General features: G+C 72.5%; 9 protein-coding genes. 7 read left to right on the forward strand and 2 right to left on the reverse strand.

The features are described from left to right. Positions 1-18 precede the first annotated feature (18 nt). Positions 19-2,814 (forward strand): FtsX-like permease family protein, encoded by a 2,796-nt coding sequence (locus ACF1ED_RS21780; protein ID WP_391762806.1) that lies wholly within the window; start codon positions 19-21, stop codon positions 2,812-2,814. A gap of 4 nt (positions 2,815-2,818) precedes the next feature. Then, a complete protein-coding gene (locus tag ACF1ED_RS21785) occupies positions 2,819-3,538 on the forward strand; it encodes an ABC transporter ATP-binding protein (protein ID WP_391762808.1) in 720 nt (239 codons plus the stop codon). A gap of 259 nt (positions 3,539-3,797) precedes the next feature. Here the strand turns inward: ACF1ED_RS21785 and ACF1ED_RS21790 are convergent, their stop codons facing one another. Next, positions 3,798-4,970 (reverse strand): FAD-dependent oxidoreductase, encoded by a 1,173-nt coding sequence (locus ACF1ED_RS21790; protein ID WP_391762810.1) that lies wholly within the window; start codon positions 4,968-4,970, stop codon positions 3,798-3,800. Positions 4,971-5,226: 256 nt separating this feature from the next. Between ACF1ED_RS21790 and ACF1ED_RS21795 the strand changes: the two genes are divergently transcribed. The 4 genes from ACF1ED_RS21795 to ACF1ED_RS21810 all read left to right on the forward strand — a co-directional run bounded on the left by ACF1ED_RS21795 (position 5,227) and on the right by ACF1ED_RS21810 (position 10,820). After that, complete coding sequence (locus tag ACF1ED_RS21795; RefSeq protein ID WP_391762812.1) at positions 5,227-5,778, forward strand: TetR/AcrR family transcriptional regulator; 552 nt, start codon at positions 5,227-5,229, stop codon at positions 5,776-5,778. Beyond that, complete coding sequence (locus ACF1ED_RS21800) at positions 5,775-7,307, forward strand: MFS transporter (RefSeq protein ID WP_391762814.1); 1,533 nt, start codon at positions 5,775-5,777, stop codon at positions 7,305-7,307. Before ACF1ED_RS21795 ends, ACF1ED_RS21800 begins: the two co-directional genes overlap by 4 nt. Before the next feature lie 318 nt (positions 7,308-7,625). Continuing rightward, positions 7,626-9,389 carry a phosphatidylglycerol lysyltransferase domain-containing protein gene (locus ACF1ED_RS21805; protein ID WP_391762816.1) on the forward strand — a complete coding sequence of 588 codons (1,764 nt, stop codon included), beginning with the start codon at positions 7,626-7,628 and terminating at the stop codon, positions 9,387-9,389. Positions 9,390-9,458: 69 nt separating this feature from the next. Then, positions 9,459-10,820, forward strand: coding sequence for a cytochrome P450 (locus ACF1ED_RS21810; RefSeq protein ID WP_391762818.1), 1,362 nt, complete (start codon positions 9,459-9,461; stop codon positions 10,818-10,820). Positions 10,821-10,995: 175 nt separating this feature from the next. Here ACF1ED_RS21810 and ACF1ED_RS21815 read toward each other — a convergent pair whose 3' ends face one another. Next, on the reverse strand, positions 10,996-12,021 hold the full coding sequence (locus ACF1ED_RS21815) for an alpha/beta hydrolase family protein (RefSeq protein ID WP_391762820.1): 1,026 nt from the start codon (positions 12,019-12,021) through the stop codon (positions 10,996-10,998). A gap of 154 nt (positions 12,022-12,175) precedes the next feature. Between ACF1ED_RS21815 and ACF1ED_RS21820 the strand changes: the two genes are divergently transcribed. Next, positions 12,176-12,811 (forward strand): GNAT family N-acetyltransferase, encoded by a 636-nt coding sequence (locus ACF1ED_RS21820; protein WP_391762822.1) that lies wholly within the window; start codon positions 12,176-12,178, stop codon positions 12,809-12,811. The last annotated feature ends 18 nt before the right edge of the window (positions 12,812-12,829 follow it).

Below are 12,829 nucleotides of genomic sequence, written 5' to 3' on the forward strand. Positions count from 1 at the left end.
TTCCGCGAAAGGGATTCCGTGCTGCGCCTCGCCGCCCACCAGATCCGCCACCGTGCCCTGCGCAGCCTCGCCCTGCTCCTCGGCGTCCTCGCCGCGACCTCGGGCTTCACCCTGCTGACCGCCGGCGCCCGGACCTCCCAGCTGCACACCACCGGCACGGTCGACGACAACTACCGGGGCGCGTACGACATCCTGGTCCGCCCGCACGGGGCCCGCAGCGCCCTGGAGGACCGGGAGGGCCTGGTGCGGCCGAACTTCCTCTCCGGACAGTTCGGCGGCATCACCACCGACCAGCAGACGAAGATCGCCCGCCTCACGGGCGTGGACGTCGCCGCCCCCGTCGCCATGGTCGGATACGTCGTCAGCGACAACCCCGTGCGGGTCGACGTCACCGACCAGGTCGACCGGAACCGGACCCAACAGGTCCTGACCGCCCGCCAGGTCTGGTCGGGCGACCGCGGCCTGAGCCGGCTCACCGACGAAGCCCCCTCCTGGGTCTACGTGACCAAGAACCGCCTGCTGTGGCCGCGCGTGCCCATGGTCGGCAGCGGCGACTCGCTCTCCTACGCGGACGGCACCGACCCCGCCCGCGTCCAGGCCCAGTGCGGCAACGACCACGCCCCCGTCCTGGAGGTCCTGCCCGGCGGCCGCCGCGTCCCCCTCTGCCAGCCCACCCACTCCGCGCTCTCCGACGGCCGCGGCTGGCTGATCGCCGCACAGCTCACCGACGACGGCCGCTTCGTCGTCGGCGAACACGACCGCGGCCGCGCCCCCCTCGTGGAGCGCCGCCTGACCGTGAACGTCTCCTGGCCGATGGCCCTCCTGCTCGCCGCCGTCGACCCGCGGCAGGAGGCCCGCCTGGTCGGCCTGGACAAGGCCGTCACCACCGGCCGCTACCTGCGGCAGGACGAGACCGTCGAGGACGGCGTCGACGAACTGGGCAGCCACCACCGCTACCTGCCGCTGCTGACCTCGACCACCCCGCAGATCGACGAGCGGGTCACCGTCGGCGTCGCGCGCTCGCACCCCGGCGACCCGGGCATCGGCGGCCTGTCCACCGAGAGGATCACCCGGCGGCTCAAGGCCCTCTCCGGCACCGTCCTGACCACCCGGACCTTCACCGCCGACCAGGCCTACGGCGCGCGCGAGGGCACCACCGCCCACCTCACCCGGATCATCCAGTCCGGCCCTCCCCGCTACGAGGGCGACTCCCCCCTCAGCCCCGCCCGGGTCCCCGTCGACCAGGAGGCCCTGTGGCACAGCGAGCACTTCGCCGGCCTCTCCATCCCCCGCTTCACCCAGGACACCGCCTACCGCCCCCTGCGCCGCGTCCCCCCGTACCGCTCGCCCGAAGCCCTCGCCGGCACCTGGGGCGAGGACGCGATCGCCGTGGGCCGCTTCGACCCCGCCCGCCTCACCGAGTTCTCCTCCCTCTCCCGGGTCCCCCTGGAGACCTACCGGCCCGTCGAGGCCGCCGGCGCCGACGCCGCCTCCCGCCGCCTCCTCGGCGACCGCCCCCTCCTCCCCGACAGCAACCCCGGCGGCTACCTCGCCACCCCGCCCCAGCTGCTCACCACGCTCGCCGCCCTCGGCCGCGTCCTCGACCCCGCCTCCGAGCAGGCCCGCGCCCCGATCTCGGCCGTCCGGGTCCGCGTCGCCGGAGTCACCGGCACCGACGCCGCCTCCCGCGAACGCGTCCGCGCCGTCGCCGAGGAGATCACCCGCACCACCGGACTCGACGTCGACCTCACCATGGGCTCCTCGCCCTCCCCCCGCACCGTCGCCCTCGGCCCGGGGGCGTTCGGACGGCCGCCGCTCTCCCTCACCGAGGGCTGGTCCGTCAAGGGCGTCGCCGTCGCCGTCGTCGAGGCCGCCGACCGCAAGAGCGTCCTCATCTCCGGTCTCGTCCTCGTCGTCTGCGCCCTGTTCCTCCTCAACGCGGTCGGCGCCGGGGTCCGCGACCGCCGCAAGGAACTCGCCGTCCTCGGCTGCCTCGGCTGGTCCCGCCCCCGCATCGCCTCCCTGATCCTCACCGAGACCGCCCTCGTCGGCACCGTCGCCGGTGTCCTCGGCGCCGTCCTCGCCCGCCTCCTCGGCCCGCCGCTCGGCATCGGCGTGACGACCGGACGCGCCGCCCTCGCCCTCCCCCTCGCCCTCGCCGTCTGCCTCCTCGCCGCCCTGCCCCCGGCCCTGCGCGCCACCACCCGGCACCCCGCGCAGGCCCTCCGCCCCGCCGTGCGGCCCGCCCGCAGGCCCCGCGACCGCCGCACCCTCGCCGGACTCGCCGCCGCCAACCTGGCCCGCGTCCCCGCCCGCACCGCCCTCGGCGCGCTCTCCCTCGCCGTCGGCGTGTGCGCCGTCACCGCCGTCGCCGCGATCCTCACCGCCTTCGGCGACCGGGTCGTCGGCACGGCCCTGGGGGACGCCGTCGCCCTGGAGGTACGCGGCGTCGACATCGCCGCCGCGACCGGCACCGCCCTGCTCGGCGCCCTCGCCGTCGCCGACGTCGTCTTCCTCGGCATCCGCGAACGCGCCCCGGAATTCGCCCTCCTGCGGGCGACGGGCTGGTCGGAGGCCCACCTCGTCCGCCTCGTCCTCCACGAGGCGGTCCTGCTCGGCCTCCTGGGCGCCGTGGCGGGCTCCGCCGCCGGAGCGGCGGCGGTGACCTGGCTCACCGGCGCCTTCACCCCCGCCCTGGCCGCCACCGCCGCGGCCGCCGCAGCGGGCGGGGTGCTCCTGACCGCCGCCGCCGCGGCCGGCCCCGTCGCCGCGCTCCTCCGGCTGCCCACCGCCCCCCTTCTCGCGGAGGACTGAACCCATGCACGCCAACGCCACCGGAGCGGCCCTGGAGATCACGGGCCTGACCCGCGTCTTCGGACGCGGCGAGGCCCGGATCACCGCCGCGGACGCCATCACCCTGAGCGTCCCGGCCGGCCAGAGCGTCGCCGTCACCGGCCGCTCCGGGTCCGGCAAGTCGACCCTCCTGCACCTCCTGGGCGCGATCGAACGCGCCGACGCCGGCACCGTCCTCGTCGACGGCGACGACATCACCGCGCTGCGGCGCAAGCGCCTCACCGACTACCGCAGGAGCGTCGGCTTCGTCTTCCAGCGCTTCCACCTCCTGCCCGCCCTCACGGTCCTCGACAACGTCCTGGCACCGGTCCTGCCCCGCCGCACCGCCTACGACAAGCGGGAACGCGCCCGGGAACTGCTGCGCGCCGTCGGCCTGGACGGCCGCGAACACGCCCACCCCGGCCAGCTCTCCGGCGGCCAGCAGCAGCGCGTCGCCCTCGCCCGCGCCCTCGTCGACACCCCGCGCCTGCTCCTCGCGGACGAACCCACCGGCGCCCTCGACTCCGCCACCGGCGCCGAGGTGATGGACCTGATCGTCCGCCTCGGCCGCGAGCACGGCACCACCGTCCTCATCGCCACCCACGAGGCGGCGGTCGCCGACGGCTGCGACCGCCGCCTCCGCATGAGCGACGGCCGCGTCGTCGAGGACTCCGCCGTCACCGGCGACGGGCGATGGCCCCGGTGACGCCCGCAGGGGGTTTGCTGGTACACGGGGTGGTGGCTGACCCGGCGTGTCGCGGGTCCATCGGGGGGCGCCCGCGTTCCCTGGGGCACGACGACGCCCCTCGCGGCATCGAGGACCAACCGCTCGGTGGTTCTCCGGCCCCGCCCTGCTGTGCGCCCCCTCGCTCTCTTTCACGTGCGGCAGCGGCATCGCCTGGCGACCGGCGTGCCCGGCTGTCGCGCGACCCGACGACGACCGGTGGCCTGCCGGGGGCCGGAACTCATGCCCGGAGGGCGGCCCGCCTCCTGTTGCCGCGCCTCGTCAGCGTCGCCGGGATGGTGGCCAACAGGTCACCGATCCCTCCGGCGAGGGTGGCCACGCGGCTGCGTCCCTCCGCTCTGGTGCTGAACTCCACGGTCCGTGCCGTGATGCTCTGTGCCGTCCTGGCGAAGGGCCGGATCTCGGCCTCGAACCGTGCGAAGGCGAGAGTGACGTCATCGGTGTCCCGCAGGGCTTCGGCCAGCACCTTGGCGCCGGGCAACGAGGCGTGCGCCCCCATGCCGGACACCGGGTCGACGCAGTGCGCGGAGTCGCCGAGGAGCACGACGCGGCGGGTGTACCAGCGGGGCAGCCGCACCTGCGAGAACCGGGTCAGTTTGGTGTCCGCGGACTGCCGCGCCGCGGCTGCGACCGCGCGCAGGTCAGGGCCCAGGCGTTCGACCATGTCACAGACCCGTCCGACCAGCATCGGCTCGTCGGGGCGGGCCGAGGCCGGCACGGGAACAACCGCCATGACCGACGTCTGGCCGGTGTCCGGGAACGGGTAGATCAGCGCCGGCATCCCCTCGCGGGAAGCGATCACCGCACGCCCGTCGGGCAGGGGCGCGTCGGCGTTGATCCACACGTGCGTCAGGCCGTTGCGGTACACGCTGTGCGCTTCGGACGCCAGCGTCAGCCGGCGCACCGTCGAGTGCAGCCCGTCCGCCCCGACCACCATGTCGAACGGCTCCGCCGAACCGTCGCTGAACCTGGCCAGGACGTCGTCGCCACGGTGCTCCAGCGTTTCGAGGCCAACGCCCAGTCTCTTGTGGACCGTGGCCGGCAGGTGCGCGAACAGCCTCGACAACAGCACCGAACGGCGGGCGAGGCGCCACTCGCCGTCGCCGTCGATCTTGAGTTCGCGGACCTTGCGCGTGCCCCACCGCACCGACATCGCCGGCGCCGCGAAGGTCACCTGGTCGATGATCTCCTCGCCGCCCATGAGCCGCAGGACCCGCGTCGCCTCGGCGTCCAACTGCAGGAGATAGCTGCTCGGGTAGGGCTCGACCTCCTTGTCGACGAGCACGACCTCCCATCCCTCGTGAGCCAGCCACCACGCCGCTGCGCACCCGGCCATCCCGCAGCCCACCACAAGGGCGCGCCGGCGAGCCGGCCCCACGGCCTCGGACGCCATCCACCCCTCCAAAACTAGTCTGACCTGTCAGTACAGTAAATGACGTGGGTGAGGGCGTGTCAATGCCGGTGGGAGGCCTCGGTCGGAGGTGGGGCTCCCGGGTTGGGTCGGGTCGGGTCGGCGGGCCCCCGCCGGATCCGGCGCGGGCCCCGATCGCGGCGGCGCGGATCGTGCGGGCCGTTCGCGTCTCCTCGTCGAGGGAGGCATTCGTGTAGCAGGTGAGACATCCGTGTCTCGCATGAGTTAGTGTTGACTCATGAGCTTTGATCGTGATCATGTACTACGGGCTGCGGCCGATCTGTTGACACGCAAGGCCACGGCGACCACGGAAGAGGTCGCCCGAGCCGCCGGCATCAGCCGCGCGACCCTGAACCGGTATTTCCCCGGCCGTGACGCTCTCGTACGGGCCTTGGAGGAATTCGGCCTCGCCGAGTGCGAGGCGGCATTGGACGAGGCCCGCCTGGACGAAGGCGCGGCCGACCAGGCGGTGCACCGTCTGGTGCGTGCGATGGAGCCCTGCGCGGGCCTCGTCTCCTTCCTCTACTCCGAGAACCAGCTTTTCGAGGGGGAGGGGCAGCACGCGGGCTGGTCGCGCATCGACGAGCGGCTCAACGCCCTGTTCCGGCGCGGCCAGGAGAGCGGTGCGTTCCGCCTCGACCTGAGCGCCGTGTGGCTCACCGAGGCGCTCTACGGTCTGCTGACCGCCGGCAGCTGGGCCGTCACGGAGGGCCGGGTGGCCCGCAACGACATCACTCACATGATCGTCGAGCTGCTGCTCGGCGGCGCGACGCGGAGGGACGCGACGTGACCCACTCCCCGCAGGCTGTCGAACGGGACGGCACGCAACGCGCTCCGGGACGCTGGGTCGCCCTGGGCGTCCTGGTCCTGGCCGTGCTCCTCATCGCGGTGGACGCCACCGTTCTCGGTCTGGCCACCCCCTACCTCAGCGAGGACCTCCAGCCTTCCGGCACCCAGCTGCTGTGGATCGGCGACGCCTACTCGTTCGTGATCGCCGGCCTGCTCATCTCCATGGGCAGTCTGGGCGACCGCATCGGCCGCAAGCGGCTGCTGCTGATCGGGGCGACGGGGTTCGGACTGGTCTCGGTACTGAACGCCTACGCCTCCACCCCCGAGATGATGATCGTCGCGCGGGCGCTGCTCGGTGTCGCCGGTGCCACTCTGATGCCCTCCACCCTGGCCCTGATCCGCAACCTCTTCCAGGACCCGCGGGAGCGCAGCCTCGCCATCGGCATCTGGAGCGCCGCCGCCTCGGCGGGCATGGCGGTCGGGCCGATCGTCGGCGGGGTGCTGCTGGAGCACTTCTGGTGGGGATCGGTCTTCCTGATCAACCTGCCGGTCATGGCGCTGCTGGTCGTCGTCGGGATCAAGACGCTTCCGGAGTCGCGCAACCCCTCTCCCGGGCCGTGGGACCTGCCGAGTGTCTTCCTGTCGCTGGTCGGCATGGTCGGCGTGGTGTACGCGATCAAGGAAGTGGCCGCTGAAGGGTTCGCCCCGCCCTCCGTCGCGGCGGGCGCGCTCGGTGCGGCCGCTCTCTACGGCTTCGTCCGGCGCCAGCGCACTCTGCCTGTCCCGCTGGTGGATGTCCGGCTGTTCCGCAACAGCGGCTTCAGCGGTGCCGTCCTGGCGAACATGCTGACCATCCTCGGGCTGTCCGGTCTGCTGTTCTTCCTGTCCCAGTACCTCCAGCTGGTCCAGGACCGGCGGCCCATCGAAGCGGGCATCGCCGAGCTGCCGGCCGCCGCGGGCGCGGTCGTGGCCGGACTGATCGCCGGTGCGGCGGCGCGACGCTTCTCCGTGCGCGCGGTCGTCTCCAGCGGCCTCGCCGTCATCGGCCTGTCCCTGGCCGCACTGACCACGATCACCCAGTCCACCGGCTACCCCCTGATCGGCACCACCCTGCTGCTCGTGGGCTTCGGCGCGGGACTGTCGTTCACCGTCACCTCGGACATCGTCCTGACCGCCGTCCCCAAGGAACAGGCCGGTGCCGCCTCCGCGGTCTCCGAGACCGCGTACGAACTGGGCACCGCCCTGGGCATCGCCCTGCTGGGCTCCGTCGTCACCAACATCTACCAGGACTTCACCGGACCGGCCGGAACGCCCGAAGCGGCCCGTGAATCCCTGGCCGGAGCCGTCATATCGGCCGCGCAGATGCCGGCGGACACCGCCGCCGCGCTGCTGCAGACGGCGCGTGAGTCCTTCGTCGACGGCGTGGCACTCGCCGCCGCGGTCGGTGCGGGCCTGCTGATCCTTGCCTCTGCTGTCGCCTGGTTCCTGCTGCGCGGCCAGAAGCCGGCCAACGAACCCGTCCAGCACTGAGGAACCCGTCCAGCACTGAGGAACCCGTCCAGCACTGAGGAAGAAGAGCACGGAGAGAAGCGCATCTGCCGCCGCAGACCACGCCGGCACGCAGACCCTGGGTCTCCAGGCACGCGTTCCCGCCGCTTGCGGCGGCCAGATGCTGTCACCTTTCACAGCCGGCCCGGACCCCCGCCCAAGGACCGGACAGCTCCCCTGGCCGACCGCCCGAGCACCTCATGCGCGGCACCGCGCCGTACCCGGCACCCGAGCTGGTCCCGCACCCCGCAGTGGACCGCTTCGGTGCCCTGACCCTGACAGCACGCCCTGGAAGTGACGATGAGCGACCGCACCCCACAGCAACCGACAGCCGTAGCCCACAAGCCTTCGCTCTCGCAGCGCGCGGCCGCCTGCGCTGTGTGGTACCTGCGGATCGTCGCCTTCGTCAACTTCCTCAGCGTCCTGTGGGTTTCCCTCGGCCAGGACGTGCGTCAGCACAACCAGCAGAACCTGTTCACGCCCTACCTGCTGTCCGCCGGCTTCGCCTCCGGTGTGATCACCGCGTTCCTCGCGGTGACGATGCGGCGGCGCAAACGAGCCGCCTGGATTCTGAACCTGGCGCTCAGCGGGCTGTTCATGGTGTTCGTCTGTGTCGCCATGTTCTTCCCCCAGATGCGCCAGCACCCCCAGAACTGGATATCCGCACTCCTCACCGCCACGTTCTTCACCGCCCTGCTGCTGGGCCGGCGAGAGTTCTCCGCCAAGGGAGACCGCTCCAACCCCAGGCTCGCCGCCGTGGTGGCCGTCGGCGGCCTGCTGGCCTCGTCGCTGCTCGCCCTGCTGCTGGTGACCGTCACCAACCAGACGTCCGGCGCACCCACGCTCGTGGAGCGCTGGCTGTACGGAAGCCTGCGGCTCGTCACCATCACCGTGGACGCGTCACGCTTCCCGGCCATCGCTGTGCCCCACTGGGCCGACGTCACCATCAACACCCTGGGCACCGCGCTCGTCATCGCCATCGCCTACGCCGCCTTCCGGGCCCGCCGCGCCGTCGATCCGCTCACCGAGGACGACGACACGCGGCTGCGTTCCCTGCTGGAGCAGCACGGAGAGCGCGACTCCCTCGGCTACTTCTCCCTGCGCCAGGACAAGAGCGTGATGTGGTCACCGACGCGGAAGGCGGCCGTGGCCTACCGCGTGGTGGGCGGCGTGTCCCTGGCATCCGGGGACCCGATCGGTGACCCGGAAGCCTGGCCGGGAGCCATCGCGCCGTGGCTCGCCGAAGCGCACGCGCACGGCTGGACGCCCGCGGTCATGGGAGCGAGCGAGGAAGCGGGCGTCATCTACGCCCGGCACGGACTGGACGCGCTCGAACTGGGTGACGAGGCGATCGTCGAGGCCTCCGCGTTCACCCTGGAGGGCCGTGCCATGCGCACGGTCAGGCAGGCGCACAACCGCGTGCGGCGGGCCGGATACACCGTGCGCATCCGGCGTCACGAGGACATCGCCGCCGACGAGATGCGGCACCTCGTCCAGCGGGCGGACCACTGGCGCGACGGCGCCACCGAGCGCGGCTTCAGCATGGCCCTGGGCCGGCTCGGAACGCCGCAGGACGGTCGGTGCGTGATGCTCGAATGCCATGACTCCGACGGGGTACCGCGGGCACTGCTGTCCTTCGTTCCGTGGGGCCCCGAGGGGCTCTCCCTCGACCTGATGCGCCGCGACCGCGACGGCGACAACGGCCTGATGGAGTTCATGGTCATCGAGATGCTGCTGCACGCGAGCGAGATCGGCATCAGCCGTGTATCGCTGAACTTCGCGATGTTCCGCTCGGTCTTCGCACGCGGAGCCCGGCTCGGCGCCGGACCGGTCCTGCGGCTGTGGCGATCGCTGCTGAGCTTCTTCTCCCGCTGGTGGCAGATCGAGTCCCTCTACCGGGCCAACGCGAAGTACCGCCCGCTGTGGGAACCGCGCTTCCTGCTCTTCGGAAAGGCCTCGGACCTGCCCCGCATAGGACTGGCAGCGGCCCGGGCGGAGGGCTTCCTGAACGCTCCGCGAGTACCGACATGGCTCCATCGCCGGCGCCCGCACACCCACCCCTGACCGGGGCCGGCCACCAAGCCCCCACGCGTACACCACAAACGGATCCAGCACCCCACCGAGGGGAACACGATGAGCGACCGTCCCGCCCCGATCACGCGGCCCCGCACCGGACGCACCCGACCGCACCGCCTGCGGTGGTGGTTCCTGGCACGCACCGGCGACCCCGTGGCGAAGCTCCTCGCGCCAGGCTTCCGCGGCGACCCCTACGCGCTGTACGAGCACATGCGCGCTCACGGACCCCTCCACCACAGCCGCACGGGGCTGAGGGCCGTCATGTCCTACGACGACTGCGGCGAAGCCCTCCAGAACCCGCACCTCAAGGCGACGGAGCCGTCCCCCCGCCCCCTCGGTGAACGTGCGCCCACCCTGTGGGTGCCAGGTCTCGGCGGAACGCGTGCGACCGCCTCCGATCATGCCCAGGCGGTCGCCTCCCCCCTGCTGCGGCCGGTACTCCACTCATCGCTGCCTCGCATCGAGGCCGTCGCGCACGGCCTGCTCCGCCAACGCGCCGGTGCCGGCTTCGTGGACGTCGTCGACCACTTCGCCTTCCCGCTGGCCGTCGCTTGCCTCGGCGAACTGCTGGGAGTGCCGGCAGCCCACTCGGCCCGCTTCACGGAGATGTGCCACACCTTGGGGCGCCCACTCCACGGGACGCCTTCCGGCGCCGAGGCCGAAGCACGGCACGATGCGAAAGAGAACCTGGCGGCGCTGGTCATCCGGCTGGAACACGAACGAGGGCGAAGTCCGGGTGACGACCTGATCAGCAGACTCAGCGCTCCGCGCCACGGCAACCAGGCGGGGGACGACGTGACGCGCCTGCTTCAGCGCGTTCGTCGGAGGGATCCCCGGAAGGGTTCGAACCCAGGTGTGCCACGGACGCCAGGCACCACCGCGGGGCAGCTGACCCTGGAAGAAGTCGCCGCGGTGTGCGAGACGTTGACGGTCTTCGGCCTGGACACGGCGGTCTGTCTGATCGGCAACGCGATCGCTGCGCTCGGCGCCCGCCCGGAGCAATGGCAGTTGCTCCGGTCAGCGCCCCAGCTTGCGGGTGAGGCGATGGAAGAGACCTTGCGCTTCGATCCTCCCCGCCCGTTCGCCCTCCGTTTCGCCGGTGAGCACGTGCGGGTGGCCGGCCGCACCCTGCCACGCGGCAGTGGACTTCTCGTCGTGCTGGCCGCGGCCCGACGCGACCCCGCCCGGTTTCACGCCCCTGACCAATTCGACCTCACACGCGGTTCCGGGCCTCACCTCGCCGCTGACGGCGACATGACGCTCGCCACCTCATGGGCCCGTCTGACGGCTGAGACGGCTCTTCGAGTTCTGGCGGACGGACTGCCCCGCCTGCGCCTCGCGGGGCAGGCGGTCCGTCGGCCCGGAGGGGTCGTCCGCGGCTTCACCCGTCTGCCGGTGCACGCGTCGCCGACGGCATGAAGCCGTCCTGCCCGCCCAGCCGGCCGCAGCGAGCCGGGCCCACCGGGCTCCTGCGACGGAGGGACGGGTTCTGGACCGAGGCGGACAGGACCGGCTGTCGGCGGAGACGGCGCCGGGGCGCCCGGGGCTCCCGTCGGATCTCGCTTCCTGGTCCGGCGGTCGTCATCGTCCGGGGTCACGGAGTGGCGCTGCCGCCTCGGTCGAGTTCCTTGAGGAACTGTCGTTGGCCGTCCAGGAATCCGTCCGCGAAGAGCGAGCGGGGCGAGAAGAGCGCGGTGAGCGTGACCTTGAGGTCCGACCGCTCGACGGACCGCTTGAGGAACGAATGGGTCGCGTCCGGGAAGCGCTTGGCCGTCAACGCGCCGCCGCCGTCCAGAACCTCGCGGTAGACGCGCTCCGTCTCGGCGGTGTCGACGTTGAGGTCGTGCCCCGCGAGGGCCAGCAGCACCGGTACTCCGCGCAGGGCGTGAAGGTCCCGCGTGGCGTTCGCGGTGTGGTTCTTGGAGATGAAGCGCCAGCGATCGGCGGTCATGCCGTCCGGGTCGCCGCCCGTGGCCTTGACGTACTCCTCGAAGGTCGCCCGGCGTTCCAGCAGCCGCCGGACGGCGTCGCTCTTGGCGATCGCCGCGCTGGTGCGGCTCGCTGACGCGCCGTCGGCGCGCAGCTCGGCGAGGAGGTTGTAGCGGCCCTGCCGGAGCCAGTCGACCGCGGGCGAGACGGCGATGACGAAGCTCACGGGCGTCTTGGCCGCGACCTTCGGCAGGACCCAGCCCGCCTGGCTGGCGCCCCAGAGCCCGATCCGGTGGCCGTCGATGTCCGGCCGGGCGCGTGCCCAGGCGATGGCGGCGGCCGTCTCGTCGGCCCGGTCGTCCATGGACTGGTCGAGCCAGTTCCCCGGCGCGCCCGCGACGCCGGGCTTGTCCCAGGACAGGGAGGCGTAGCCGGCCTCGGCGTTCGCCTCCCACAGGGGCTTGTACCCGTCGTCGTGGGTGGCGTCGACGGGGCCGTCTCCGTGGACGTACACGACCAGGCCGTGGCGCTTGCGGCCGTCCCTGGGGGTGGTCAGCACTCCGTTGAGGGTGTGGCCGCCGTGGCGGATCGAGACCCGCTGCTCGTCCATGGCGTAGGAGTGCTGCCACAGCACCACGCCGACGAGGCCGGCGGTCACGGCCAGGGCCGTGACGAGTGACCACACGGCCATGCGGAGGCCGCGCCGTGGGAGTTGGATCTTTGGACGCATGGGATCTGACCGCCTCTGTTCGGGTGAGGGCACCAGAAACTATCAGTACGTGAACGGTCGTTGGAAGAATGATAGTTTCGAGTCCAGGGTCGCAGCGAGGAAAAGGGGACGCGGTATGGGACGGGAAACGACGGACACCGGTACCGGGCCGGTGACGATCCGCCGGGGCCTTCCGGCCGGCGCCGAGCGACGGGCGGCCGAGATGTACTGGGACGCCTTCGGCCGCAAACTCGGCCCGGCGCTGAACCCGCCGGACAAGGCGGTGGCCTTCATCGCCGCCCACCTGAACGCCGACCGCGCCGTGTGCGCGCTCCTCGACGGGCGGCTCGTCGGCCTCGCCGGCTACCAGCTCGGCGGCCGTGCCCTCACGGGAGGATCGGCCTCCGCCGTGCTGCGCGCGTACGGACGCCTGCGGGGGCTGCCCAAGCTCCTGCTCCTCGCCCTGTTCGAACGCCACCCGGCCCCCGGACAGCTCGTCATGGACGGCATCGCCGTGGACCCGGAGACGCGCGGGCGCGGCGTCGGGAGCCTGCTCATCGACGAAGTGACCGCCGTGGCGGCGGAGCAGCACTGCCGGGAGGTCAGACTGGATGTGATCGACACCAATCCGCGCGCCAGGGCCCTGTACGAGCGGCGCGGCTTCACGGCCGTGAGGACCGAGCACACGCCCTACCTGCGCGGGCTGCTGGGATTCGGCGCGGTGACCACCATGCGGCGCGCCGTCGGAACGAGGGGGACGGAAGAACTGTGAGCGCCGAGACGGACCACG

The organism is Streptomyces sp. NPDC014656 (assembly GCF_043084305.1).
Classification (GTDB): Bacteria; Actinomycetota; Actinomycetes; order Streptomycetales; family Streptomycetaceae; genus Streptomyces.

Excerpts from the sequence above, each read along its gene's own strand:
- ACF1ED_RS21790 (WP_391762810.1), bottom strand. The coding sequence starts at position 4,970 with ATGGCGTCCGAGGCCGTGGGGCCGGCTCGCCGGCGCGCCCTTGTGGTG.
- ACF1ED_RS21805 (WP_391762816.1), top strand. The coding sequence starts at position 7,626 with ATGAGCGACCGCACCCCACAGCAACCGACAGCCGTAGCCCACAAGCCT.
- ACF1ED_RS21815 (WP_391762820.1), bottom strand. The coding sequence starts at position 12,021 with ATGGCCGTGTGGTCACTCGTCACGGCCCTGGCCGTGACCGCCGGCCTC.
- ACF1ED_RS21785 (WP_391762808.1), top strand. The coding sequence starts at position 2,819 with ATGCACGCCAACGCCACCGGAGCGGCCCTGGAGATCACGGGCCTGACC.
- ACF1ED_RS21810 (WP_391762818.1), top strand. The coding sequence starts at position 9,459 with ATGAGCGACCGTCCCGCCCCGATCACGCGGCCCCGCACCGGACGCACC.
- ACF1ED_RS21795 (WP_391762812.1), top strand. The coding sequence starts at position 5,227 with ATGAGCTTTGATCGTGATCATGTACTACGGGCTGCGGCCGATCTGTTG.
- ACF1ED_RS21820 (WP_391762822.1), top strand. The coding sequence starts at position 12,176 with ATGGGACGGGAAACGACGGACACCGGTACCGGGCCGGTGACGATCCGC.